Annotated in this window: 22 protein-coding genes and 1 pseudogene; 12 read left to right on the top strand and 11 right to left on the bottom strand. The window is 57.1% G+C overall.

The window, feature by feature from the left end:
- Positions 1 to 6: 6 nt before the first annotated feature.
- From BM174_RS07775 to BM174_RS07755, 5 genes are all read right to left on the bottom strand, one after another.
- Positions 7 to 1,614, bottom strand: a complete 1,608-nt coding sequence (locus BM174_RS07775; protein WP_093923293.1) for an ABC transporter substrate-binding protein — start codon at positions 1,612 to 1,614, stop codon at positions 7 to 9.
- Between the two features lie 360 nt (positions 1,615 to 1,974).
- Positions 1,975 to 2,643: a TetR/AcrR family transcriptional regulator gene (locus tag BM174_RS07770; protein WP_177209445.1), complete on the bottom strand. Its 669-nt coding sequence runs from the start codon at positions 2,641 to 2,643 to the stop codon at positions 1,975 to 1,977.
- Between the two features lie 145 nt (positions 2,644 to 2,788).
- The gene (locus BM174_RS07765) at positions 2,789 to 4,993 is read right to left on the bottom strand and encodes a xanthine dehydrogenase family protein molybdopterin-binding subunit (RefSeq protein ID WP_093923291.1); all 2,205 of its coding nucleotides are present in this window, start codon (positions 4,991 to 4,993) and stop codon (positions 2,789 to 2,791) included.
- Positions 4,990 to 5,979 (bottom strand): FAD binding domain-containing protein, encoded by a 990-nt coding sequence (locus BM174_RS07760; RefSeq protein WP_093923290.1) that lies wholly within the window; start codon positions 5,977 to 5,979, stop codon positions 4,990 to 4,992. The genes BM174_RS07765 and BM174_RS07760 overlap by 4 nt, the downstream gene beginning before the upstream one ends.
- Positions 5,976 to 6,482, bottom strand: coding sequence for a 2Fe-2S iron-sulfur cluster-binding protein (locus BM174_RS07755; RefSeq protein ID WP_093923289.1), 507 nt, complete (start codon positions 6,480 to 6,482; stop codon positions 5,976 to 5,978). Before BM174_RS07755 ends, BM174_RS07760 begins: the two co-directional genes overlap by 4 nt.
- 535 nt (positions 6,483 to 7,017) lie before the next feature.
- Between BM174_RS07755 and BM174_RS07750 the strand changes: the two genes are divergently transcribed.
- The 4 genes from BM174_RS07750 (at position 7,018) to BM174_RS07735 (ending at position 11,265) form a co-directional block, all read left to right on the top strand.
- Positions 7,018 to 9,078, top strand: coding sequence for a sensor histidine kinase (locus tag BM174_RS07750; protein WP_245766298.1), 2,061 nt, complete (start codon positions 7,018 to 7,020; stop codon positions 9,076 to 9,078).
- A 232-nt stretch (positions 9,079 to 9,310) separates the two neighbouring features.
- Positions 9,311 to 9,877, top strand: coding sequence for a carboxymuconolactone decarboxylase family protein (locus BM174_RS07745; protein WP_093923287.1), 567 nt, complete (start codon positions 9,311 to 9,313; stop codon positions 9,875 to 9,877).
- 146 nt (positions 9,878 to 10,023) lie between these two features.
- Positions 10,024 to 10,668, top strand: coding sequence for a DsbA family oxidoreductase (locus BM174_RS07740; protein ID WP_093923286.1), 645 nt, complete (start codon positions 10,024 to 10,026; stop codon positions 10,666 to 10,668).
- 3 nt (positions 10,669 to 10,671) lie between these two features.
- Positions 10,672 to 11,265, top strand: coding sequence for a TetR/AcrR family transcriptional regulator (locus BM174_RS07735; protein ID WP_093923285.1), 594 nt, complete (start codon positions 10,672 to 10,674; stop codon positions 11,263 to 11,265).
- Here BM174_RS07735 and BM174_RS07730 read toward each other — a convergent pair.
- From BM174_RS07730 to BM174_RS07705, 6 genes and pseudogenes are all read right to left on the bottom strand, one after another.
- Positions 11,262 to 11,906: a DUF3726 domain-containing protein gene (locus tag BM174_RS07730; RefSeq protein ID WP_093923284.1), complete on the bottom strand. Its 645-nt coding sequence runs from the start codon at positions 11,904 to 11,906 to the stop codon at positions 11,262 to 11,264. The genes BM174_RS07735 and BM174_RS07730 overlap by 4 nt on opposite strands.
- Positions 11,903 to 13,606 carry a hypothetical protein gene (locus BM174_RS07725; protein WP_093923283.1) on the bottom strand — a complete coding sequence of 568 codons (1,704 nt, stop codon included), beginning with the start codon at positions 13,604 to 13,606 and terminating at the stop codon, positions 11,903 to 11,905. Before BM174_RS07725 ends, BM174_RS07730 begins: the two co-directional genes overlap by 4 nt.
- Before the next feature lie 70 nt (positions 13,607 to 13,676).
- Positions 13,677 to 13,868, bottom strand: a pseudogene (locus BM174_RS07720) (BCCT family transporter); the annotation flags it as partial.
- 202 nt (positions 13,869 to 14,070) lie between these two features.
- Positions 14,071 to 15,078, bottom strand: coding sequence for a membrane dipeptidase (locus tag BM174_RS07715; protein WP_093923282.1), 1,008 nt, complete (start codon positions 15,076 to 15,078; stop codon positions 14,071 to 14,073).
- Positions 15,075 to 16,535, bottom strand: coding sequence for an aldehyde dehydrogenase family protein (locus tag BM174_RS07710; RefSeq protein WP_093923556.1), 1,461 nt, complete (start codon positions 16,533 to 16,535; stop codon positions 15,075 to 15,077). The genes BM174_RS07715 and BM174_RS07710 overlap by 4 nt, the downstream gene beginning before the upstream one ends.
- Positions 16,536 to 16,657: 122 nt before the next feature.
- Positions 16,658 to 17,539, bottom strand: a complete 882-nt coding sequence (locus BM174_RS07705; RefSeq protein ID WP_093923281.1) for a LysR family transcriptional regulator — start codon at positions 17,537 to 17,539, stop codon at positions 16,658 to 16,660.
- Positions 17,540 to 17,625: 86 nt separating this feature from the next.
- Here BM174_RS07705 and BM174_RS07700 point away from each other — a divergent pair, with 86 nt between their 5' ends.
- The 8 genes from BM174_RS07700 (at position 17,626) to BM174_RS07675 (ending at position 23,521) form a co-directional block, all read left to right on the top strand.
- The gene (locus BM174_RS07700) at positions 17,626 to 17,814 is read left to right on the top strand and encodes a RidA family protein (protein ID WP_093923280.1); all 189 of its coding nucleotides are present in this window, start codon (positions 17,626 to 17,628) and stop codon (positions 17,812 to 17,814) included.
- A gap of 359 nt (positions 17,815 to 18,173) precedes the next feature.
- On the top strand, positions 18,174 to 18,626 hold the full coding sequence (locus BM174_RS07695; RefSeq protein ID WP_093923279.1) for a protein tyrosine phosphatase family protein: 453 nt from the start codon (positions 18,174 to 18,176) through the stop codon (positions 18,624 to 18,626).
- A gap of 415 nt (positions 18,627 to 19,041) precedes the next feature.
- Complete coding sequence (locus BM174_RS21050) at positions 19,042 to 19,197, top strand: hypothetical protein (protein WP_177209444.1); 156 nt, start codon at positions 19,042 to 19,044, stop codon at positions 19,195 to 19,197.
- Positions 19,198 to 19,252: 55 nt separating this feature from the next.
- Positions 19,253 to 20,719: a calcium-binding protein gene (locus BM174_RS21575; RefSeq protein WP_093923278.1), complete on the top strand. Its 1,467-nt coding sequence runs from the start codon at positions 19,253 to 19,255 to the stop codon at positions 20,717 to 20,719.
- A 267-nt stretch (positions 20,720 to 20,986) separates the two neighbouring features.
- Entirely contained in the window at positions 20,987 to 21,307 is a 321-nt protein-coding gene (locus tag BM174_RS21045; RefSeq protein ID WP_177209443.1) for a hypothetical protein, read from the top strand.
- A gap of 16 nt (positions 21,308 to 21,323) precedes the next feature.
- Positions 21,324 to 22,043, top strand: a complete 720-nt coding sequence (locus BM174_RS07685) for a winged helix-turn-helix domain-containing protein (RefSeq protein ID WP_177209442.1) — start codon at positions 21,324 to 21,326, stop codon at positions 22,041 to 22,043.
- 168 nt (positions 22,044 to 22,211) lie between these two features.
- Entirely contained in the window at positions 22,212 to 22,718 is a 507-nt protein-coding gene (locus BM174_RS07680; protein ID WP_093923276.1) for a YciE/YciF ferroxidase family protein, read from the top strand.
- 83 nt (positions 22,719 to 22,801) lie between these two features.
- On the top strand, positions 22,802 to 23,521 hold the full coding sequence (locus BM174_RS07675) for a DUF421 domain-containing protein (protein ID WP_093923275.1): 720 nt from the start codon (positions 22,802 to 22,804) through the stop codon (positions 23,519 to 23,521).
- Positions 23,522 to 23,553: the final 32 nt, after the last annotated feature.

The following is a 23,553-nucleotide window of genomic DNA, read 5'->3' as shown; positions in this document are numbered from 1 at the left end:
ATCCCCTTATTTACGCGAGATTTCTGCCAGTGGCAGGTTGCAACAGGCGCTGTAGCGCACGCCTTGGATGTCGCTGCGATGGGCCAGTACGAGGTTAGGGCTGACCAGCGGAATGATGACGTTATCGGCCATCAGCTCTTTTGCCAGCTCTTCATATTTGGCATCAGCAGCATCGCCCGATGCGGCCAGAGCAGCGGCATAAATCTCGCCCTCTTTGGCATTCACGACAGTTTCTGGTGATTTATATCCAGCGCGGCTGACCCATGTGGACCCTTCGGTCATCCCGAAATAGGCGGCATATTGGCCCGAGCCATAATAGTCTGGCGCGTAGTAGACTGCTGTCAGATCGGCACGGCCATTGGCCATGTCCTCCCGCCAGACAGGGTAGGTCACCGGCTTGAGGGTTACATCTACGCCAACCTGCGCAAAGTCCTGCTGCAGTTTTTGCATCATGATGTTCAGATCAACACCGTAGACGTTATCATTCGGATAGACCGCTTCCATTGTGAAGCCATCACCCAAGCCTGCGTCGGCCAGCATCGACTTGGCCTTTTCCACATCCTGTGAGCGTGGCATCAGGTTTGCTGTGCCCGGAAAGCCGTTGGGGATGGGCGCGGCGATCTTGTTGCCGTTGCCGCCGACGGTGAATTCGATCATTCCGTCGTAGTCCACAGCATAGGTCAGCGCCTCACGGACAGGCGGGGTCAACTTACCCTTCATCGCTTCCGAGCCGGGCATGAAGGCGAAATAGACGAAGTTGAATGACGGCACGATCTCGGTCACGACATCGGGGTTGTTCATGTTTTTGGCGGTATCGGCGTCAATCTGCATCGCGATGTCGATCGATCCGGTTTCCAGCGCTTGGGCTTGGCTGACCGAGTCCTGAATTTGCGTAATCACTACTTCGCCAAAGCCGGGCGCCGTGCCGTAATAGGCACTGTTGGCGGTGAGGCGCAGTTCGTCTTCGGGGGCGTAATTGGTCAGCACAAAGGGGCCGCTGCCAACTGAATTTTCGAGGAACCAGCCTTCGGCGCCATCTGCGGTGGCAGCGCTTTCATCGGCAAGCGCACCGCCCGCCATCGCCGCTTCGGCGTTCATGATGCCGGTATAGGGCGCGGAGACTTTGTTGAGAAACTCCGAGTTCGGCGCTTCGACGATGATCTTGACCGTGTGTGTATCGACTGCCTCGATCGACTGGGTGCCATCCATCAGGAACGAAGGCGATCCTTTGAGGTTGCGCAGCCGCTCGAAGGTCCAGACAACGTCGGATGCCTCAACTGGGCTGCCGTCGGAGAACACGGCATCAGGGTTCAGGTTGAAGGTGAACTCGGTGAAAGTGTCGTTGTTTTCCCATGTGGTGGCCAGCTTGGGCACAAGGGTTTTATTGTCCTCTCCCAAAGTCAGCAGAGGCTCATAAACGGCCGTTAGATAGACCTGACAGGTGTCACAAAATGCACGCGACGGATCGAGCGAATTGACATCCATCGAGCGTCCGACAACCAGCGTTTCTTGCGCGGCGAGGGCCGAGCCGAAGGCCAAAGTGCCCACTGTGCCAAGCAGCAATCCCGTGCGCCGCGCGCGTCTGCGGTTCTTGGACAAAGAAATATTTCTCATGAGTAAGTCCCCTTTTATAAGACAGCATGTTCCATCGCGAGGTCGCATGGGCGACGGCAGGCAATCAGGGCGGCAGGGGTTAGTGTCGCATTGTAGGAATACCTGCGGCTGATTGCCCTTGGTATTCCGAACCTCGCGTTTGCGCCCCGTGCACCAAGTCGCCTACATCAACGCTAGCGACAGAAAATTCGGCTGCATAGGGGGTTTTTGTGGGTAGTGGCTGTGCGGTAGTTGCGGGTGTTGATGTGACAGTCTAACGGTGTTTATAGGCGGTATTGGCAAGGTTTTCCGAGAGAAATCACAGAGAGGCGTATAGGGTTCCGCCAGATTTCGAGCTGCATATAACGATAGAAAATTTTGTTAACTATGTGTTGTAACCTGTGGTTGCAGAGACTCGGGCAGGAAGCAACGCAGGTAGGCGATGGCAGCACGGCTGCTCTCAGCGAGGTAATCGGCGCTGATCTGGCGGTGTTGTGACCACGAGATTGCCCAGACGCCATCGGTCACGCCGATCGAAATCGCCAGATGCTTCTCCAGATCAACCAATGCACGGCAATCGAACCACTGTCGGAATTCAGCGGCGCGCAGCGCTGCCAGAGCCGTGTTGCCTTGCAGGTCGAGGGTGCGGACCTCGGCACTCACGCCGGCACCCATGAACAGGCGCAGGGCCGAGGGGTGCGCGTTGAGAAAATCCACCCCCGCGCTTTGCCTGCGGCGGATGATCTCTTGCCAGCTGTCGGGAGGCGGGTCCAGCGGCAGGCGGGCCATTTCGCCCAGCATCTGGTGATAGCGCTGGGCCAGCGCCACCAGAATCGCGTCTTTGTTCGGAAAGAAGTGGTAGATCGATGGCAGCGGTACTTGGGCAATCTGTGCCACCAGCGACAGGCTGATATCGCTGTCAGGCTGATCGCAAAGTAGCTGCTCCGTAGCATCCAGTAGATGTTCGAACCGTCTGATGCCGCGCTTGCGCTGTGGCTGGCGCGATAGGTTTTGCACAGGCTTCTGTCGTGGTTTGGCAGTAGCTTTCACGCGGTATGCTCCGGTTGGTGGCAGCCGGGATGGTAACCGCACCAGTGGGCTTGGCCAAGATCATCATTTCCGCCCCACAGTCCCGCCCAAGCAAAAGCGCCGCCCCCGAAGCGGAGACGGCACGACTGCCGAGGTCGAAAATATCTTAGTCCTCCGGTAATCCATCGAGCAGCTTGTCAAGGGTCACGGGGTAGTCGCGGATGCGCACGCCTGTGGCGTTATAGATTGCATTCACGATAGCCCCCGCAGCGCCGCAAAAGCCGAGCTCACCGATGCCCTTGGTCTGGATAGGGCAGGCCCAGTCGTCCCGTTCGTCGAGCAAGATGACGTCAAGCTGTGGCATATCAAGGTTCACCGGCAGGTGATATTCAGCGAGGTCATGGTTAACGATATGGCCGTCGCGTGGGTCGTGCACCATCTCCTCGGTCAGCGCCATGCCGATGCCCCAGACCATGCCACCATAGCACTGAGACGTCGCGGTTTTCTCGTTCAAAATCCGCCCCGCACCAAACACCCCTGTCATCCGACGCAGGCGAGTTTCGCCCGTCACGGCATTGACCGCAACTTCGCAGAAATACGCGCCATAGGAGGCCTGGTTCACATCGTCGGCGGTATCACCGGGCTTGATCGTGCCTTCTGCCGAGATCGGGCCGTCTTCCAGCACCTCTGCCAATGTGCGACGGGTGTTGCCGGATGTGACCTCGCTGTCTTTCATCTCAAGCTCTTCTTCGCGCAAGCCCAGTTTTTCGCTGATCTGGGAGCGGATTGCCTCGCAGGCCAGAAACACCGCAGAGCCTGAGGAAGACGCGCCCCACGAACCTCCGGACCCCGCCCCTTTCGGCAAGCGGGAATCGCCTAGTTTGGTGATGACCTGCGCCATCGGCAAGCCGAGCATTTCGCCTGCAACCTGTGACAGAACGGCGTAGGTGCCGGTGCCGATGTCGGTCATATCAGTCTCTACGGTGGCAAGGGCACTGCCATCCTCAGCGCGTGACAGGGTGACCCGAGCCGATGCCTCGCCGATGGAATTCACGCGGCTTGCACCCGCCATACCGTGGCCGATCAGCCATTCGCCTTCGCGCAAGCCACCGGGAGTTCGATTGCGTTTGTCCCAGCCGAAATGCGCGGCACCGGTATCCATCGCTTCGGCGTATTTACGCGAGGAGTACGGAATATCCTCTTCAGGATGACGCTCTGGCAAGTTGCGTTTGCGCAGATCGATGGGATCCAGACCCAGCTTTTCCGCCAGCTCGTCCATCGCGTTCTCCAAGGTCGGCATGCCCACCGCTTCGCCCGGTGCGCGGACCGAACCAGCGCATGTTTTATTGAGGCGCGCGATATTGATCGCCATTTTGCGGTTCTCGGCGGCATAGAGGAAATGCGTTGATTGGGTCACTGGTTCGGAGAAGGTTTCCCCCTCAAGGTTCGACACCAAAGCCTCGTGGCCCAGACCTGTCAGCTTCCCGTTCGCATCGGCAGCCAGCCGCAAACGCTGTGTGGTTTCTGACCGGCGCATCGTGGTCTCGAAAACCTGCGGGCGTGACAGGGCGACCACGACGGGGCGGTCCAGCTCTTTCGCGGCAATCGCGGCGGCCACCGCCTCAGGCGCGATGCCAAGTTTAGAGCCGAAGCCACCACCGACATAGGGCGCACGCATGTGGATATTTGCCGCGTCGATCCCCAGTGAATCGGCCAGCTCGTTGATATTATAATTCAGCATCTGGTAGCTGCCGTAGAGGGTCAGCTCGTCGCCCTCCCAAACGGCAGTGGAACAATGCGGCTCCATTGCCGCACTTGTGTGGCAGGGGGTATGGTAGGTTGCGTCAACGGTCGCGTGGGCGGCCTTCATCGCCGCGTCGAGATCGCCTTGTTCAAGGTTCTCGCCTTCTTCGGTTTCGGCGGTCTCGGGGTCGATCACAGCCGTTTTGCAGTCCCACTTCATGGTCAGCTGCTGTGCGCCATGGCGGGCGGCCTCAAACGTTTCGGCCACCACCAGTGCGACGGGCTGGCCCAGGTAGAAGACCTCGGTCGGACCTTGTATCGGTGCTTCGTCTGCCGTGCCTTGGGCGGGGTTTCTGAGAAAGCGGGCATCGGTGATGACACGCAGAACACCTGCCATCGCTTCAATGTCTTCTCGCCCGATATGAGTGATGGTGCCACGGGCGAAAGGGGCCCTTACAAGCACGCCGTAAGCCATGCCATCTAGGTTCCATTCATGAGCGTAGGTCGCGGTTCCGGTGACCTTGAACGGCCCGTCCGGCCGGTCGAGCGGTTTGCCCACAAGGCCTTGGCGCATGTCATCCAAGCGCCGGCTGGTCGCCGGCGCGTCCATGGTAAATACCTTGTTCATGTCCGCTCTCCTGTGGTGCAGGCCTCGCGCAGAACGGCTTTGAGCGTTCGGCGGGCGAGTGGAATTTTGAAATCGTTGCCGCCAAAGGATTTGGCATCTGCAAGCAACTTGTCGGCCGCGGCATCCAGCACCGCTGGTGTCAGTCGCTCGCCGCGCAGAAGATCTTCCACAGCACCGTCGCGCCATGGCATATGCGCAAGCCCGCCAAAGGCCAGCGCGATCTCCTTGATCTTGTCGCCGTCCATCTGGGCGACCGCCGCGACCGATACCAGTGCAAAGGCGTAGGAGGCGCGGTCACGGACCTTCCGGTAAACGTGGCGTGCGTCGGTCACAGGCGCAGGCAGCATCACGGCGGTGATTACATCGCCGGATTGCAGCGTATTGTCTAATTCTGGACGGTCTCCAGGAAGACGGTAAAAGCCCTCCATTCCTATCGTGCGGCTGCCGCCTGAACCCTCAATCTCGATCTTGGCATCCAATGCCCGCAGGGCGACCGCCATATCGCTGGGGTGGGTGGCGATGCAGGCTTCGCTGGTGCCAAGGATCGCGTGGATACGGTTGAACCCCTCCAGCGCGTGACAGCCCGATCCGGGTGCGCGTTTATTGCAAGGCATGTCGGTGTCATAGAAGTAATAGCACCGCGTGCGCTGGCACAGATTGCCGCCTGTTGTCGCCTTGTTGCGCAATTGACCGGATGCCCCCGCCAGAAGCGCACGTGACAACACCGCATAATTCGTCCTGATCGTAGGGTCGGCAGCAAGGTCGCTGTTGCTGACCAAAGCCCCGATGCGTACGCCGCCGTCAGAGGTGCGCGTGATCTCTTTGAGCGGGAGGCGAGTGATGTCGATCAGCCTGTCAGGTGCCATAACCTCAAGCTTCATCAGGTCAAGCAGGTTGGTGCCGCCCGCGATGATTGTGGCACCTTTCGCAGCGGCAGCACTGGCCGAAGTCGCGTCTTTCGCACGGTCATAATCAAACGGCTTCATGATTTATCTCCCCCGACTTCGGCAATCGCGGCGACGATATTGGGGTAGGCGGCGCAACGGCAAAGATTGCCGCTCATCCGCTCCGAAATCTCTGCTGCTGTCAGGCGAATGTCAGTGCCCAGATCGTCCGAGACATTGCTCGGCCAGCCTGCCTTGATCTCCTCCAGCATCGCGGTGGCCGAACAGATTTGCCCGGGCGTGCAATAGCCACATTGGTACCCGTCATGGCGCACGAATGCCTCTTGGAGCGCTGACATCGCATCGGGTTGACCGAGACCTTCGATGGTAGTGATCTCATCGCCATCGTGCATGCAGGCGAGGGTAAGGCAACTGTTGATGCGCCGCCCGTTCACGATCACTGTGCAGGCACCGCATTGGCCGTGGTCGCAGCCCTTTTTCGAGCCGGTTAGCCCTAAATGATTGCGCAGCGCATCTAAAAGCGTGGTGCGGGTGTCGGCCTCCAACTGATACGTGGTGCCGTTGATTGTTAATGCGGTTTTCATAATGCCGTCCTGCTTTTTCGCGCGCGCCAGAGAAGTCTGCCCAGAGAAGTTTGCATGTCGGCTCGCTCGGGTGGGTGATAGGGTTTTAACCCGACACCTGCGGCATTGTTCCTAAGTTTTGGGCTCCTAAGATTTGGGGCGTGCGCCTAGAAGGCGGGAATGGGCGAGGGACAGCCGCCCCTGCTTGTCACCGAACTCGAATGCCCTGTGCAAAGCCCGAGGGTACGAGGGTAACGGAATATACATAATACATCGGCTAAAAGGGGTACGCCAAGCGTCACAGGTTGGCCAAGTTGTGCGATAAACGCAGCCACTTAGCGCTTCCGGAAGGTCATCCTGCACCGCTGGCGTACCAAAATGTGCCAAATATGCCGCTTTATTGGGCGTTCCCTAGGGTCAAGCCATGAAAATATGCCGACCCCGCCCGTTTTATGACAACAATGTTAACGAGGCTGCGGCCAAAGAGTGCTCGAAAGATACCAAGCCCATCAAAAGGGTTGAGCACCGATACAGGTTTCGCGGGGAGAGAGTTGCAGTGTTTCAAAAGTTCAGGGCGTTTTTGGCCCCAAAGGCCTACGTTCTATTTTCAATTATCGGTTTCGCAAGTGTTGTCGGCATCGGCTATGCGCTGATCAAACTCGACCGCGACAATCATATGTCTGCTGTACGGCTGGACGTGGAACAGGCGCTTTATACTGCGACAGATCAGATCAGGCTGCGCTTCTTTGAGGCCGAACTGGTCGGAAACAAGATTGAGAGCGCGCTGAGTGTTTCGGATGGCATTCCCGAGAAAAAGATCGGTCGCATTGTTGAGGACCTGCAAGCCCATATCCCGGGTGTGCTGGCATTAGCACTCGCACCAAATCTTCAGGTAACCCACAGTTTTCCCCAGAGCGATAACAGTTCAGCTATTGGGCTAAAATATTGGGAAGTTCCCCAGCAATTGGCCAGTGTTGCGCGGGCCTACCGGACACGGACGCCTGTTGTAGACGGACCAGTTCCGCTTATCCAAGGCGGTTCGGGGTACATTCTGCGCTATCCGGTATTTTTGCAGGTCGACGAACGGAATAGCGAAAGTTTCTGGGGCGTTATCTCGATCGTGGTTGATGCGGAGGGGCTGCTGAAAGCCCATCAGCACGACATTGGAGACGCCGCGAACTATATCTTCAATTTGCGCGAAATAAAAGTCAACGAAGCCGTGCCGCCCGATCTGCATGGTGCGGTCGAGCTTCACAAAAACCAACCGGTCACAACGCAGTTTGCCATGTTTGGCAGCAAGTGGCAGGCGACGGCCCTTCCTGCTGGCGGGTGGCCGTCCTATTCTCCGCAAAGTCCTTATTTGCTCGGTTTTGCGCTTGTTGCGGCGCTGCTTCTTGTCGGTGTGCTTTTAATGTATCGCTCACTCGCCGTGAAGCAAAGAAACGCCCACGCGCTGCTCGCTGAATCGATTGACTGTATCAACGAGGGTTTCATCGCCTTCGACGAGCGGGAGCGTTTGGTCATCGTGAACCAGAAATACCTCGATTATCACCCCGCGCTTGCCGACCGTGTGGTGCCCGGCATGGCGATGAGCGAGCTGCTGAAGCTGGAAGTCGCCCATGGCCGCTATCCCGAAGCGGCGGGGCAGGAGGCGGATTGGATCGCCAAGCGGCTTGCACAGTTCCGCCATCCGCAAGAGCCGTTTTTGCAGGTGATAGACGAGCAACGCTGGCTGAAGGTGACCGAGGCGCGTACGCCGCACGGCTATACCGTTGGTATCCGCACAGATGTAACCGCCGAGAAGCGTGCACAGGAAGCTGCCGAGGCGACCGACCGCGAAAAGACCGAATTTCTCAACAATGTTTCGCATGAACTGCGCACGCCGCTGACTGTCATATCGGGGCGCGCCGCATTTCTGCGAAACAGCGAGAAGATGCTCCAGTCGCGGCGGGTTAAAATGGCGTTGGAGAGTGAAGACACCACGAAGGAAGAACTGGTTTTGGCGGTCAACACCCATCAGAGCTTCGTCTCTGAGCAGGGCGCGAAGATCGCCGAATCCGCCAAGCATATGTTGCGGTTGGTCGAAGATTTGCTGGATTGGACCAAGGTGGCGCGCGGCCAGCTGGAGCTTGATATGGCGGTCGCCGAAGTCGGGGGGATCGCGGCATCCGTGGCCGAAGATCTACGCCCTGACGCTGACGCCAAGGGTTTAACCCTTACGTATTCAGCCGATGGCGAAGCCGAGGCACTGGTGGATGCGATCCGGTTGAAACAGATCCTGTATAATCTGATCAGCAACGCAGTTAAATTCACCGACAAAGGCAGCATCCACCTATCGATGGCGCAGGAGCACGAGCAGATCAGTTTCAGCATCACAGACACAGGGTGTGGTATTCCCAAATGCGATCTTGAGCGGATTTTCCAGCGGTTCCAACAGGTAGACGGATCCATGTCGCGCCAGAATGGTGGTTTGGGATTGGGGCTTGCGATCGCAGATCAGCTTACGTCCTTGCATAACGGCAAATTGTCGGTCGAGAGCATTCAGGGCAAAGGCAGTACTTTCCGGTTGAGCCTGCCGCGGTTGGATCCGGCAATGGTTTTGCAGAAAACAGGCTGAAATGCCGGCTTCGAAACTTCGGAGGATCTGCTGCATCGCCATTGCCTGTGCAATGCTGCACCAAAGGCCAGCAATCATTTACTGCCAGTATTCTCTTAACTTATAGGCACAGAGGTCGCGCTTGCGCGAGAATTACTCACATTTGAGTGATTGCTCAATATCGGCATTGAGTGATCACTCAAATAAGCCTAAGTAGGTTCTCGAACGTACACCCCAACCCAAGAGAGCCGATATGACCACTTTTACCAAACACACGATCGAATCCGCACCCGAAGCGTCCAAGCCGCATCTGGAAACATCGCTGAAAAACAATGGCCGTATCCCCGGATTGCACGCCGTAATGGCCGATGCTCCCGCGTTGCTCGCGGCCTATAACTTTGCCCACCAGCAGTTCATGGCCACCAGCCTGACAGACGAAGAAAAAACCGTTGTCTGGCAAACCGTGAATGTTGAGCAGAATTGCCACTACTGTGTTCCGGCCCACACTGGCATCGCCAAAATGATGAAAGTTGACGACGCGATCACCGAAGCGCTGCGCAATGAAACGGCGCTGCCGACAGCCAAGCTCGAAGCGCTGCGCGATTTCACATTGCTGGTGATCCGCGACCGTGGTTTCGTGAGCGAAGCCAACACGCAGGCGTTCCTCGAGGCGGGCTTCACCAATGCCAACATCCTCGAAGTGATCTTGGGTGCCGCGCAGAAGCTGATGTCAAACTACACTAATCATTTCGCCAAGACGCCAGTGGATAGCGTGTTTGAAAAGTTCGCTTGGGAGCGCACAGCAAAAGCTGCTGAATAATCGACGCCTCGGGGCAGGGAAGGCTCTGCCCCGAACCCCTCTTCGGAGGGCAAATTTCCCGATAGCACAATGTGCCGGTTTTCCACGCCGACGTTTGCACCTATATTTGCGCAATGACCGCGCCTGCCGGAAAAAAGGATGATCTCATGACCGAACCCCTCCGTATCGACATTGTCTCGGACGTGATGTGCCCTTGGTGCATTATCGGATACCGCCAGTTGGCGCAGGCGCTGGATGCCACCGGTGTCGCGCATGAGGTGCACTGGCATCCGTTCGAATTGAACCCCGACATGCCCGCCGAGGGTCAAAATACCCGCGAGCATATCATGGAAAAATACGGCTCGACCCCTGAGCAATCGGCGCAGAGCAGGGCGCAGATGGCAGCACTGGGCGCCGATTTGGGCATCGATTTCCGCTTCACCGAAGACATGCGGATGCACAACACCTTCAACACCCACCAGCTTCTGCACTGGGCGGAAACGGGGGGGCGCAAGCACGACCTGAAAATGGCGCTGTTCACCGCGCATTTCACCGATGGCCGCGACCTCTCCGACAACGCTGTTCTGGCCGATGTTGCCGGTGAAATCGGCCTTGATCGCGAGGAAGCTTTGGCGGTTCTGGATGATCAGCGTTTTGCCGCTGAGGTGCGCAAGAGTGAGGACTTCTGGATCCAGCAGGGCATTCGCGGTGTGCCTGCCGTGGTGTTTGATCGCCAGCATCTGGTCACCGGTGCGCAGGGTGCCGAAAACTACAAAAGTATCCTCACCCAGTTGACCCAAAAGGCGGGCTAAACCATGGCCCGCGCTGCCTCTTACAACCGTGAAACAGCGCTCGACGCTGCGATGGGGGTATTCTGGGAGAAGGGGTTTCATGCCACGTCCCTCAAGGATCTTGAGGCGACGCTGGCGATGAAACCCGGCAGCATCTATGCGGCGTTTTCCAGCAAGGAGAACCTCTATCTGTTGGCGCTGGCGCGGTATTTCGAGAATTCGCGTACCGGCTTTCGCGATCAGGTGGCGCGTGCGTCCTCGCCACTCACGGCTTTGGCGGAGCACTTTCGTGCCTATGCGCGGCTGGCGCCCGATGATGTGGCCCGCAAGGCCTGCATGTTGACGAAGACCATGGTGGACACACGCACCACCGACCCCGAGATTGCGGCGGTGACACGGGATTATCTGGCCGCGATCCAGAGCGAATTTTCCGCTGCGTTTGCCGCTGCCCGCACGGCGGGGGAACTGCCCCCAACGGCAGACCCCGATCGTTTGGCGCGTCGGTTTCAGGCTAATGTTACCGCGCTGCGGCTTGCGTTGCATCAGGGGATGGAGGCCGGTGATTTCGGTCAATTGGCCGAGGATATGGCGGTTGAGGTCGAAAGCCTACGCGCCTAGTCATCATCGGTTTCTGCACCCGCTCCGGCACGGCTGGCTTCGGTCGCGGGAGCGTAGGTGCGCTGCGCGAAGGCCTCTAGTGTCTTCAAGATTTCAGGAGTGAGTTGACGGCCCCTCTCGGTTGGAACGGACCGGAAGATGGCGGCATCCGTCTGAGATAGCGTGACCGATGTCGTCCGAGCGGCGTGCAGTGCTGCCTCATCCCCTTGGACCCCGGGCGCGCCGCCATCAAGTGTGAGCTTGGCTCCCTGCCATTCCAGCGTCACGGTGACACCTGCAGATCGCGCAGCGTGGGAGGCAAAGGGGGCGAGCATCAGCGGCATCGCGACTTCGCCTACTTTGATCGGCTCGCCGCGCCCCAACTCATCAGCACGGTCGCAGATCAAAGCGCCCAAAATAATCGGGCAGAGCATGCCGCTTCGGGCGCGCCAGACATCATCGATCTGCTGCGGGGCCAGATCGGAATAGGGTTTTCCGTCATTGGCGCTGAGCAGCTTGGTTAGCAGTTCTGTCCCCTGAAACCCGTTGGCGCAGAGCCAGCGCACGGCCTTGCCTGCTTCCTCGGCCAATCCCCAGCTCAACCCGCTGCCGCGGGCGGCCTTGCGGGCCAGCGCCTCGATCTCGTTGAGCGAGTAGATCATGTTGGCACCTCTGACAGGGCCGGATAAGTCCAGCCTGCGAATTCCATCTCGGCAAGCTCGTGGGGGAATGGCGCATTACGGAACATGTTGATCCGCACCCACCTGTCGGAGCGGGGGTCAAAGTGGCAAGCCCCGAAAAACGACAGCTTGGCGCGCAGCAGATCGATGGGCATCACGTCGGCGCTTACTGTGTTGTCGCGGATTTCGGCATAGGCGTGCCGGGCGGTGATTTGCACACGCCGCAGGATGTGGCGATGCTCGGGATGGCGGAGCAAAAAGTCGGAAACGCGGGCCTCGGCGGGGTCGTTTACGAGGTCCTCATAAAGCAATGCTGCATCGCGTCCGGGGGCCAGAGGCTGCTCATATCCGTCAAGCGGTTCTGAGTGACGCTCGCCGAGACGCGGCTCCAGCTTCTCAGCCGAGACGTACCACGTGCGGGCCTGACTTTCCGGCGTGCTCCAGTCAATCTTCAAAGCCCAAGCGTAATTGCTCTCCACAACTGTGCGAAGAGTCGCGACAGTCATCGCCCCGTCGATCCCGAAACCGGCCCCCTCGTCGGCGCTCATCTGCGCGGGCAGATCGTCGATCAATGCGCCGTAGGGCTCCATCATCAAAGCTACCAAAAGCTCCTGGCCATCAAGGCTAAGCTCTTTTTCGGACCACAGATACAGGGTATCCCATGGCTGTGTCGCCTCCAGCACGCCTGTCTCGATATGCGCAGCCAGGCGATCAAGATCGGTCTTAAGTACCGCGATCTTTCCGGATTGCAGCGGATGTTCGGAATGCCAGTCATCGACATTGCTGCGGCCCCTGCGCAGCATGATCCGAAATGCCTCGGCTTCCGCAGGTGAGATTGCGGTCAGTGACCGGACCCGCGCGAGGGCAATTTCTCGGGCATTGATCCAGTTGTTCAGAAGAATCGGGTGGTTGAGCAAGAAGGGCGCCATGCCAAGACCGGTCGAATTTCCGATGCCGAAACGGCGACGCAGCGTCGGTTCAATCTGTACGGCTTTGTTGCCGCCGCGCAGATGCGCAAGGTGCTCGACAAGGTCCAGCGCAAAGGCCCTGATCAGGAAAACCGTAAGCATTTCGGCCTGAAAGGGCGCGGCAAATTCAGGGCGGTCAGCGATGCCTTCGCGGTCGGCGGCCCCCAGCTTGCCAGAGCCGTAAACCGCTGTGGTCCGCATCAGGTAGCCGACGGCTTCAATATCTGCCGCCATCGGCTGGAGGCCGCGGCTCAGGCAGTTGACGACGTGTTCAAACAGCCGCACCGAGCGGTTGGCGCGCGATACTGTCAGCTCGCGCGAGGTGACCCGCCCCGCCTCCTGCAAGGGCACGTTAAGGGAAAGCCGCGCGATGTCGGCCTCGGTTGGCAGCCCGTCGAACAGCGCAAAGGTCGCGTCCCACGCCGTTGCAATCACCCTGTCAGAGCGCTGCTCCGGCGGCAGATCGTGGGCAAAGGCGACAAGGCTGTAGCTGCGCGCGGGGCCATGCATGGTATAGACCGCGTGGCCGACACCTTGTGTGTTGATTTCAAAGGCACGCCGCTCAAAGCGCCAGCTCTCGCTTTTCAATCGGCGCAGGAGCACACGCATAAAGGACAGGCGCGACTGGTGGAATGACCCCAGACGTGCCAAGCGCATCACGGTCTCGGCGGGCCGCAAAGCGACGCTTTCGGGGGTGACACTTTCGAGCTTCATCACGCGCCTCCTCCTGCATGATACCACGTATCGTGTCGGGCGGCCCGATGTGGGTCGCCCGACGACATGATCACTTTAACGCGCGACCTTTTGCGAGCTTGATCCTCGGCGCATCCCAAAGCGACGGCAGCAGCATCAGCGATACCGGTACCGCAGTCACAACAATGAAACTTTGCAGTTTGCCGATACCACCCGACCCCAGCGAAATCAGGTTGATCGCCATCAGCCCCATCGCCAGACCCCAGAATGCCCTGACCGGCAGGGACGAGCGGCCACGGCTGACGCGCGCAAAAAAGATTGCCATCATCGGGCCGTAGCCGATGAACCAGCTCCGTTGGAACACAGTAAACTTAGGCACAGTGAGCCCGATGTGACCGGGGCTTGGGGCCGCAGTCGTTAGGGGTTGGTCTGTCATCTCATCCTCCCAGAAGAAGTTTTCATGCGTGAAAGCGCAAGACGGCTGCTTATTCCGCGGCCTTTTTCGCGACGACATTGTTTGCCGCCGAAAAGCTGTTGTCGAAGAAGCGCAGCCAGTTTTCGCCCATGACCCCCGCCGTCTCCTCGGCGTCGAAACCCACGGCGCGTAGCCCGCTTTCGATGGTGTCAAAGTCGCGGTTGTCGCGGAACCACGCGGGCATTTCGGGAAATCCCGGTGCGGCGGCGGAGCCTTCGCCAAAGTCCATATGCTTGGTCCAACGGCCGGTGCGCATCCACTCGACCACGCTGTCGGGATGGTCTTGGCACAGGTCCGACCCGAGGCCCAAACACTGCGTCCCGAACCGCTCCGCCGTGCGCGCGACCATTTCGCAAAAGCCTTCGAGCGTGCAATCGCCCTTGTCTTTCAGGTGGTGTGGATAAAGCGAGAACCCCAGCATACCGCCGCTCTCGGCCAGCGCTTTGATGATGTCGTCAGATTTGTTGCGCAGGGCGGGGGTCCAGACGTGCGGGTTGGCATGGGTGATTGCGATGGGGCGGGTTGAGTGCGCAATCGCCTCCAGTGTTGAGCGATCAGCCGAATGGCTCATATCGACAACCAGCCCGACGCGGTTCATCTCGGTGATCACTTCGCGGCCCATGCGGGTCAGGCCGGGGTCTTCGGCCTCATAGCAGCCCGTCGCCAGCAGCGATTGGTTGTTGTAGCTCAACTGCATGAACCGCGCGCCCAAGGTGTGGGCGATCTCGACCAGACCGATGTCATCCTCAATGGGCGAAGGGTTCTGGAATCCGAAGAAGATCGCGGTGCGCCCGGTCTCGCGGGCCAAGCGAACATCGGCGCCGGTGCGGCCCTGAAATATCAGGGTTGGAAACTGCTCGAACCAGCGGTTCCAGCGTTCAATATTCAGGACCGTTTCGCGGAAATTCTCGTGATAGGCGATGGTCACATGCACCGCATCAACGCCGCCCTGACGCATCTGGCGAAAGATCTTTTCCGACCAGTTGGCATATTGCAGGCAGTCGATCCGATAGGTCATGCCAGTTCCTCCGGCGTCCCTGCCGCGATATAGGCGGTTTTGACCGTGGTGTAGAATTCCGCGGCGTAGGACCCCTGTTCGCGCGGTCCGTACGAGCTGTTTCCGCGGCCACCAAACGGCACGTGGTAATCGGTCCCCGCAGTTGGCAGGTTGACCATGACGCAGCCGGTGCGGGCGTTGCGCCGGAAATGCGTGGCGCGCGCGATGGACCGTGTGACGATGCCCGATGTCAGCCCGAATTCGGTGTCATTGACCACCTCAAGCGCTTCGGCGTAGCTGTCCACTTTGATGACACAGGCGATGGGCGCAAACATTTCCTCGCGGTTGATCCGCATCGTATTGGTGGTGCCGGTAAAGACGGCGGGGGCTATATAGTAGCCTTCCGTCGCGAAGCTCAACTGTTCGCCGCCGCAGGCCAGTGTCGCGCCTTCGGAGGCGCCCAGTTCGATATAGGCAAGATTGGCATCAAGCTGGGCTTGGCTGACAACTGGCCCGATCTGGGTGCCATCCTCCAGCGCGTGCCCGACCTTGAGCGACTTGGCCCCCGCGACCAGTTTTTCCACAAATTCATCGTGCACCGCTGCATGAACAACCAGCCGCGAGGAAGCGGTGCATTTCTGGCCACTGCCGCCAAATGCGCCCCCGAGGGCAAGGCCGACCGCAAGGTCGATATCCGCGTCATCCATCACGGCCAGCGCGTTCTTGGAGCCCATCTCCATCTGTATCTTCGAAAAGTTTTGCACCGCAGCAGCGGCGATCCCGCGCCCGACAGGCACCGAGCCGGTGAAGCTGATGGCATCCAGTTCGGGGCTTTCAATCAATTTCTGGCCGATGTCGCTGCCCGCCCCCATGACGAGATTAAAAAGGCCCGCCGGAATATCCTGCCGCGCAATAATCTCTGTCAGCGCCACGGCAGAGGCGGGCGTGGCATTTGCGGGCTTCCAGATCACCGCGTTGCCATAGGCCAGCGCGGGAGCGATTTTCCAGCTTGCTGTGGCGGTGGGGAAGTTCCACGGGCTGATGACCGCGACCACGCCCACAGGCTCGCGCCGCACATCAATCTCGACACCGGCGCGGACGGAATCGGCGGTATCGCCGATCTGTCGCAGGCATTCGGCGGCGTAATAGGTAAAGAACTGGCCTGCGCGGTAGACCTCTCCCTTACCTTCGGCGTGCGGCTTGCCCTCCTCGCGGGACAGCAATTCGCCCAACTCGGACGAGCGGGCCATCATCTCGGTACCGATTGCCATCAACGCATTGTGCCGCCGCTCGGGGCCGTAGCCCGCCCAGATGACCTGTGCCTCGCGGGCAGCTTTCAACGCCGCGTCAAGTTGCGCGGCGGTTGCCTGTGCGTAGCGTCCGACAAGATCGCTCAGGTCGGACGGGTTGCGATTCTCGATCACTGTGTCACCGGCCACCCATGCGCCAGCGATATAGTTGCAGTTAAGGTCCGTCATGGCATTCATAGTGTGTCTCCAGTCTGGACCGGAAAATTCCGGACGCGGTTGGAGGCACTAGACCTGATGTAGTGACTTCACTCAAACTCAAAGAAATTGAATATAATTCAACTATTCTGAAATTATGTGTCCTGATGGGCCGCTACTTCAGCATCGAGGACTTGCAAGAAAGCGCGCGCCGCAGGCTGTAACAGGCGCCGTGGTTGAGAAAAAAGATACAGACGACGCCGCGCATCGCTCTGTGCCAAGGGCAGGAAGGCGAGCCCGTTGTCCTCCTCCGGCACCGCGCGGCGCGGCAACAAGGTAAGACCAACGCCGCCACGGACCAGCGCCAGCAAGGACGCCGTGTTGGGCACCGATAAAAGAGCTGCCTCCAGAATAGGCGCAAAGCTGGCATCGGTGATTAAACGGCACAGACCGTTCGCAATGAAGTCCCGCGCCGCAAGATCCTCCCAACTTACTGGCCTGCCGCGCCGCACTAAGGGATCATCTGGCCCGCAGACAACGCCGAACGGATCTGAAAACAGCAGCTTGCTCTCGAATTCCGGCCCCACGGTGATGCTGCCGATACCGATATCGGCGCGTTCCCCCTCCAAAGCGCGGCGCACCGACTCGCTGTCCATGTCGCGCATGTCGATCCTGACTTTAGGATGATCAAACCGGAAACGCCGGATCACATTGGGCAGGATCGCCGCGGCCACCGAGGGCGTGACGGCCAGACGTACTTGCCCTTCCTCGGCCCGCGATAACCCCTCGATCGTTGCGACAGTGCGTTCGAAATGTTCGATTTCGCGTAGCGCCTCGCTATAGATCATCGCTCCTAGCGGGGTGAGCCGCGATTTGCGGGCCGTCTCGAACAGAGCTGCACCGACATGCTCTTCGAACTGTTTGAGCGTCATCGAAACCGCAGAGGTGGTCCGGTTCAACTGTGCTGCGGCCTCGTTCAGGCTGCCCTGTTGCACCACGGCGCAGTAGCAGCGAAGCATCTCGATCTTAATTGCCAATTTCAATTACCCTGAAGCTACGTTCAGCAGATAAAATTTGCCTGAAATATAGCGCGCTGTCCATAAGAGCGAAAATTTAACATTGCTTGGAGCAAACCCCTGAACGCCCCCTCAAGAAATTCGGCGGCACGGCCCGTTTTCCCGCCAGTGCGATCCACAACGGTCAGGTGCATCTGGCGGGGCAAGTGTCGCAGCTAAAGGACAGAGATATCACCGCGCTGTCCCGCGATGTTTTCGTCAAGGTCGATGCGCTGTTGGCCGAAGCAGGATCGTAAACGAAGGCCTGATATCGGTGCAGATCTGGATGGTTGATATCGGTGATTACGCCGGGAAGAAAGCGGTCTGGGACGCATGGGTTTGAGGCTTCACGTCGCCGACCCGCATGTGAGTAGAAGCGCGCATGGCGCAGCCGCATTACCGCATCGAAATGCTTGTGATCGCTGCGGCGCGTTAACCACGAACCACTGCGCTTGTCGCTTGGTCCGGGGCAGCGACGCAATCAGTGCTGGAACCCTTTCTTCACTCCGGTTGTTTCTGGGTGGAGGGAGAGCCAGCAACTCTTGGCATGGGCCGCTGCCGGTAATCTCCATTAAGTATCGCAGAGTTCGAAAGTTCGTACAGGATGGGAATCGACATGGACAACCTTATAAGTTTCGACAGCGATCACAGCGTCGCACGTTTTGCGCCAGATGCATCTGACCTTGAGCGGGCTGCAGAGCAGGGTTTTAAGAGCGTGGTGAACTTCCGCACCCGTGACGAAAAACAGGATATCTTGCCGGACGACGAGCAGCGCTTGGCCGAGCAGGCGGGGCTCGTATATCTACATCACCCCGTTTCGGCGGATATTTTAGATGCGGGCGTGGTTGATCAGTTTCGCCAAAAGCTCGCGGCACTGCCAAAACCGGTTTTGCTGCATTGCGCATCGGGCAAACGCGCGAGCGCAATGGTGTTAATGGCGCGGGCTGCGGACGATGGGCTGACTGGTGAAGGGGCGATCGCCTTGGGTCAGAAAAATGGCCTCGATCTCTCGGAAGAAAAGATTGGTGACTTCGTCAGAAATTATGCGGATCGCAAGTCGATGGGCTAATCTGTAGATTCCTAAAGTCCTCACAGACCAACGGGTGTATAAATGGTGCTGGTAGCTTCGATGAAGTAATTAGGTCGCACGGCTGGGGGCGATTACTTTGCTATTACCGGGCAGCATTTTGCTGGCGGACGTCACTGTAGCCGTTACCAAGGAATTTCGGGTCGATTGTGCCGCGATGGGTTGCACTGTCACAGCATAGGTTCGACGTCCGCTGGCCAGCGGTTTACCTCTTGTGCCGCAGACCAGGCAACGTGAATTCCCAACTTTAACGGGAACTTAGTCCTGAAAGTATAGCTAAGGATATACTTTAAAAAAAATTCTAATCAATTATTCCAGACATTATCCCTACGCTCGTTCGACTGCGAAGCGCCTTTCATAAATCTTGTTTAACAAGCCAATTGAAAGGAGCGCAGCCATGGAAAAAATATTCCCTCCCAATTTAAAAAGAGAGCCCCGCAGCTCCAGAGATCCGGAAGCTGATCTTTATGCTGCCTTTCTGGATGAAATTCTAGATTCAATGCGGCGTTTAGAAAAACGCAAGGAAGAAAGCGGGCGTCTTCAACGAAAATAATATCCAAAAATAATCAAGAATCTCAAAAAATCCAATTTGGATGGGACTAGAATAAATGCCGACGAATACGTTTACAGTAAGAGGTGGCGCGGGTAGCGCAAGTCAAATTCATACCTTTTCGGGGGGCGCGGATAACCAGCGCGACGACGTCCAAAACCTCGATTTTGATTGGATATCTGAATTTTCGCACGGGCATCATGCAAGGGGTGGCGGTGGCAATGATACTTTCAACTTCACCAACATCCATCGAGTGGGGTCCACTGTCGTTGGCAGGCTAGAAGATTTTGACTCAAGAAGTGACGTGATCCAGATCGGTGGCACACCGATAGATTTGAGCAATCCACCGGAAAATGTGCGAATTGTTTCATTCAATGGCGATCATAATGATCCTGACGCCTCGCCGCAGCAGTGGATGCTTATCGACACGGGCGGCGGATTCATCTTCTACGCTTTGCACGGTGCTCGCGTGGATATGAATGGAAATGGGGGTGCAAATTTTGATCCACTCACCGGGGATTTCGATCAAGAGAGCCACTTTATCAGGATACAGGACGTCCCTGATTTCGGCCAGTTAACGGATGTGGCCTTCTCTGACCCTCAGAATTACGTCCCGGCAGGGCTTGTCCCTACCGATGGAGGGCGGATCATCCATGACGATGATGAAAACAGATCTGACGTACTAGCCCCAGTAATGGGGTCGATGGGGGGCGATCTCATCTCGGCTGGGCTGAACGATGACGTCGTATATGCACAGAGCGGCGACGACACCATTTGGGGCGGCACGGGTGACGACACCTTGTTTGGCGCGGACGGCAATGACGTTTTCTACGGCGGGCTAGGCGATGAGGTCATCATTGGTGGGCGCGGTGACGATCGGGCTTATGGCGGAGCAGGGTCGGACAAGCTATCCGGCTGGGGTGGCGATGACGCACTTTATGGAAACGAAGGGAACGATCGACTTTACGGTAATCAAGGCAATGATCAAATATATGCGGGGTTCGGGAATGATACAGTGTGGGGCGGCACGGGTGCCGATAGCATTTTTGGTGGCGGTGGGCACGATAGCATCAATGGCGGCGGCGACAACGATCACATAGTCGGTAATATGGGCGCTGATAGTCTTATCGGTGGAGCGGGGCACGACACACTGAATGGTGGAAGAGGAAATGATAAATTGCTCGGCGGCTCGGGTGCCGACATGCTCACCGGGGGCCACGGACGAGACGTTTTCATTTTCCAACGTAACGACCTAGTTGATTGGGGCAATCTGACTGGATCCTGTGCAGAACGGCTGGCGCAGATTGATCACGTCACCGACTTCAATCCGGAGGTTGATACAATTGATTTGTCTAGCGTCGCGGATGTGGACGGAATATCCGACCTGAGACTCTGGCGCACGATGGTCGATGATGATCTTCATTTCAGTTTGATGGTCAGAGATAGCAACGAGCGTATTCTCGTTAATGTGACAGAAGAAACCACTTGGTCGAAAATCGTGGAATCAGACTGTTTTATTTTTTGACTATCATCCCGATAGATCAGGATGGGGTGTGTTAGGGCCTGTATATTACCCTGAACTTCGATAGCCAATATCTTATACTAAGGGCAAAACGTATCGATGTAGCGCCGTATATTTCGCATACCTTAGAAACGTGTCCAAAAGTATATACGCTCATACTCCTTTTAGACAACTTTGCTCAAATGAGCTGCGCCATTATACATCCGCCGACTAGATTGAGAACGGAAATTCCTCGAAAGTGGTTAACAACTAATTGAGAGGAACTTCGTCATGGGGAAAGTTCTCCCGCTTAATCTAAACCCCGACAGTAGTGTTGCCCGTGATCCGAGGGCGGTTCTTCTTGAAATACTGGCGGGCATCGACGAAAATTCGGCCCTCACTACAGGTATGTTTTCGGAACAATATTTGTCTCGGTCAAAAGTGGATAAATACTCATCGTATTTGGCCTTTGAGATTAAAGTGATCGCTCATGACCGATATGAAGCCGCCATCGAATGCGTCGGACACAGTGTTTCTAGGATTGGGAGGCCAATTCGTTCGCGCGGGCGCCAGTGGGGCAATATGCAACCACAGAAGAAATATATTTTCTGAGAAGTTTAGCGCCCTGATGGGTAATCATAAAAAAATTTCTACATCAAGCTTGGAGTTTCAAGTGAAAATATTGGCGATAAACATGGCTTCACGTCTGAGTGCGCTTTTAAGGCTCGGTGAGCGCAAGCGTTGGGAGGTAATTGCCCCGCGCTGTGAATTTGAAACAAATGAACTTCTTCAGCTCAGTGAGTTTCAAGTGGTCTTTATCTACATTGACGGCAATGCTCCGGATGGGTTTGCATCCTTAATCAGCTTGAAATATGCCACAGCGCACAGGCCCATTATTGCAATACTTAAGAATGACTGTAGCCAAGAGCGTGCCCGCGCTTGGGAACTCGGCGCGATGATTTGTCTCGCCGAGAACGCGACCGTTTCTGAGTTGGAGATGGCTGCGGTGGCCGCCGTTAGGCAGTTTGCACTAGCGCGCAATAATCTAATTCACGCGGGTCCGATTGAGATGGACATCACTACCGGCAGCCTCCGTATTCTGGGTGAATTGGTGAAGCTCCCGCGAAAGCAATTTCTTTTGGTCGAGCGGCTGTTGCTTGCGCAAGGGAAGATTGTCACGCGGGATCAGCTGCTGAATCACCTCTATGATTTTGATGAATTTCCGAATGTGAAGATTATCGACGTCTTCATCTGCAAAACCCGAGCAAAATTTCAGCGGGCAGCGAAGATGGGCGGTGCGATTGTGACGTGCTGGGGCGAAGGGTATCGGTTAGCTCAGCCTCAGTAAGGATCGTACACCTGCTCTACATAAAGCCAAAAGATCGTCCTCTGTTTTCTACGTATCGAGGCCTGAGGATTTTTACTTCAGCCGGAACCACTCGCGCCGCTACACGTTCACTACCTGCTCCACGCACAGTTTTGAGCAACTTCCGTTAATAGTATTGAGGACGCGACGATGGCTAAGCAGAAGACTCTGGACGACCTGTTTTTGGATACCTTGAAAGATATATACTACGCTGAACGCAAGATTTTGAAGGCCTTGCCGAAAATGAAACGGGCTGCCACGAACGAAAAACTGGTCGCTGCATTTGAGAAACACCATGGTGAGACCGAGGAGCAGATTGAACGACTGCAAAAAGTCTTCGAACTCCTTGGAAAGTCCGCGCGCGGTAAAACCTGCGATGCAATTGAAGGCATCATCTCCGAAGCCGAAGAAATCATGGACGAATTCAAAGGCAGCCCGGCGCTGGACGCGGGGCTTATCTCTTCAGCGCAGGCTGTGGAGCACTATGAGATCACCCGTTATGGCACCTTGCACCGCTGGGCTAAGGAGCTTGGAATGACAGAGGCCGCCAAGTTGCTCGACGAGACCTTGCAGCAGGAATGGAAGACCGATGAGAATCTGACCAAACTTGCTGACAAGACCGTCAACGACGCAGCGAAATCAACCGCCGACGCGTAAGAGTGACGCGTAAGAGTAAAGACGATCGAGGGGGCTGAATTTTCCGCTCCCTCGAATTTCGCCATGCTTTAGGATTGCTGTTTGTGGAAGATCCAATCGTTCCCTTTGACTTGACGCGCATTTTCCTAGGGACGGATCCGGCGTTATTCTATCTCGAAATCATATTTCGCACCGGGGTTGTCTACGCCTATGCGCTGGCACTGATCCGCTGGGTCGGCGGGCGAACAGTTGCGCAGATGTCGACTGTCGAATTTCTTCTGGTAATCGCGCTAGGTTCCTCCGTGGGAGACGCAATGTTCTACCCCGAGGTGCCGCTGTTTCACGCGATGCTGGTCATCACCGTTGTTGTTGTAATTAACAAGGCGCTCGACATCCTTATTTTTCGTTACAAATCGGTTGAGAAGCTCATTGATGGCAAAACAGCAGAGGTCATTCGCAACGGCGTGGCCAATATGCAGACCCTGCGCCACAGAAATATTGGCACAAGCGAGTTGTTTGAAGCCTTGAGGAATGATGGTTTTGTCAACTTGGGTGAGGTGCGGCAGGGCTATTTAGAATCCTCAGGCAGTTTCAGCTTTTTTCAAGCGAAATCGCCGCAGCCCGGCTTGCCGATTGAACCTGCTTGGGACGTTTATCCACCCGAGACCTATGGTCCCCGAGAGGTCGTTCACGAGGGGCCATTGGCTTGCCGCGACTGCGGCGCGGTGATCGAACCGCGAGGCCGGACGCCGGACATATGTGGAAACTGCGACAGCAGATGCTGGACCGCAGCAACCCTACCACCAGAGAGTAATGCGGCGTAAACATGAAATCTATTGGCGGGTCACGTTTGACT

It is taken from the genome of Sulfitobacter brevis (genome assembly GCF_900112755.1).
GTDB classification, from domain to species: domain Bacteria; phylum Pseudomonadota; class Alphaproteobacteria; order Rhodobacterales; family Rhodobacteraceae; genus Sulfitobacter; species Sulfitobacter brevis.
Note: the sequence above shows the minus strand (reverse complement) of the source record. Positions and strands in the feature narration are given on the sequence as shown.

What these genes read in the sequence shown, in the direction of transcription:
- BM174_RS07715 (WP_093923282.1), bottom strand. Translation starts at nt 15,078, where the DNA reads ATGACCTATCGGATCGACTGCCTGCAATATGCCAACTGGTCGGAAAAG.
- BM174_RS07760 (WP_093923290.1), bottom strand. Translation starts at nt 5,979, where the DNA reads ATGAAGCCGTTTGATTATGACCGTGCGAAAGACGCGACTTCGGCCAGT.
- BM174_RS07710 (WP_093923556.1), bottom strand. Translation starts at nt 16,535, where the DNA reads ATGACGGACCTTAACTGCAACTATATCGCTGGCGCATGGGTGGCCGGT.
- BM174_RS07730 (WP_093923284.1), bottom strand. Translation starts at nt 11,906, where the DNA reads ATGATCTACTCGCTCAACGAGATCGAGGCGCTGGCCCGCAAGGCCGCC.
- BM174_RS07685 (WP_177209442.1), top strand. Translation starts at nt 21,324, where the DNA reads ATGGGTAATCATAAAAAAATTTCTACATCAAGCTTGGAGTTTCAAGTG.
- BM174_RS07755 (WP_093923289.1), bottom strand. Translation starts at nt 6,482, where the DNA reads ATGAAAACCGCATTAACAATCAACGGCACCACGTATCAGTTGGAGGCC.
- BM174_RS21045 (WP_177209443.1), top strand. Translation starts at nt 20,987, where the DNA reads ATGGGGAAAGTTCTCCCGCTTAATCTAAACCCCGACAGTAGTGTTGCC.
- BM174_RS07765 (WP_093923291.1), bottom strand. Translation starts at nt 4,993, where the DNA reads ATGAACAAGGTATTTACCATGGACGCGCCGGCGACCAGCCGGCGCTTG.
- BM174_RS07695 (WP_093923279.1), top strand. Translation starts at nt 18,174, where the DNA reads ATGGACAACCTTATAAGTTTCGACAGCGATCACAGCGTCGCACGTTTT.
- BM174_RS07775 (WP_093923293.1), bottom strand. Translation starts at nt 1,614, where the DNA reads ATGAGAAATATTTCTTTGTCCAAGAACCGCAGACGCGCGCGGCGCACG.
- BM174_RS07740 (WP_093923286.1), top strand. Translation starts at nt 10,024, where the DNA reads ATGACCGAACCCCTCCGTATCGACATTGTCTCGGACGTGATGTGCCCT.
- BM174_RS21050 (WP_177209444.1), top strand. Translation starts at nt 19,042, where the DNA reads ATGGAAAAAATATTCCCTCCCAATTTAAAAAGAGAGCCCCGCAGCTCC.
- BM174_RS07745 (WP_093923287.1), top strand. Translation starts at nt 9,311, where the DNA reads ATGACCACTTTTACCAAACACACGATCGAATCCGCACCCGAAGCGTCC.
- BM174_RS07725 (WP_093923283.1), bottom strand. Translation starts at nt 13,606, where the DNA reads ATGAAGCTCGAAAGTGTCACCCCCGAAAGCGTCGCTTTGCGGCCCGCC.
- BM174_RS07680 (WP_093923276.1), top strand. Translation starts at nt 22,212, where the DNA reads ATGGCTAAGCAGAAGACTCTGGACGACCTGTTTTTGGATACCTTGAAA.
- BM174_RS07735 (WP_093923285.1), top strand. Translation starts at nt 10,672, where the DNA reads ATGGCCCGCGCTGCCTCTTACAACCGTGAAACAGCGCTCGACGCTGCG.
- BM174_RS21575 (WP_093923278.1), top strand. Translation starts at nt 19,253, where the DNA reads ATGCCGACGAATACGTTTACAGTAAGAGGTGGCGCGGGTAGCGCAAGT.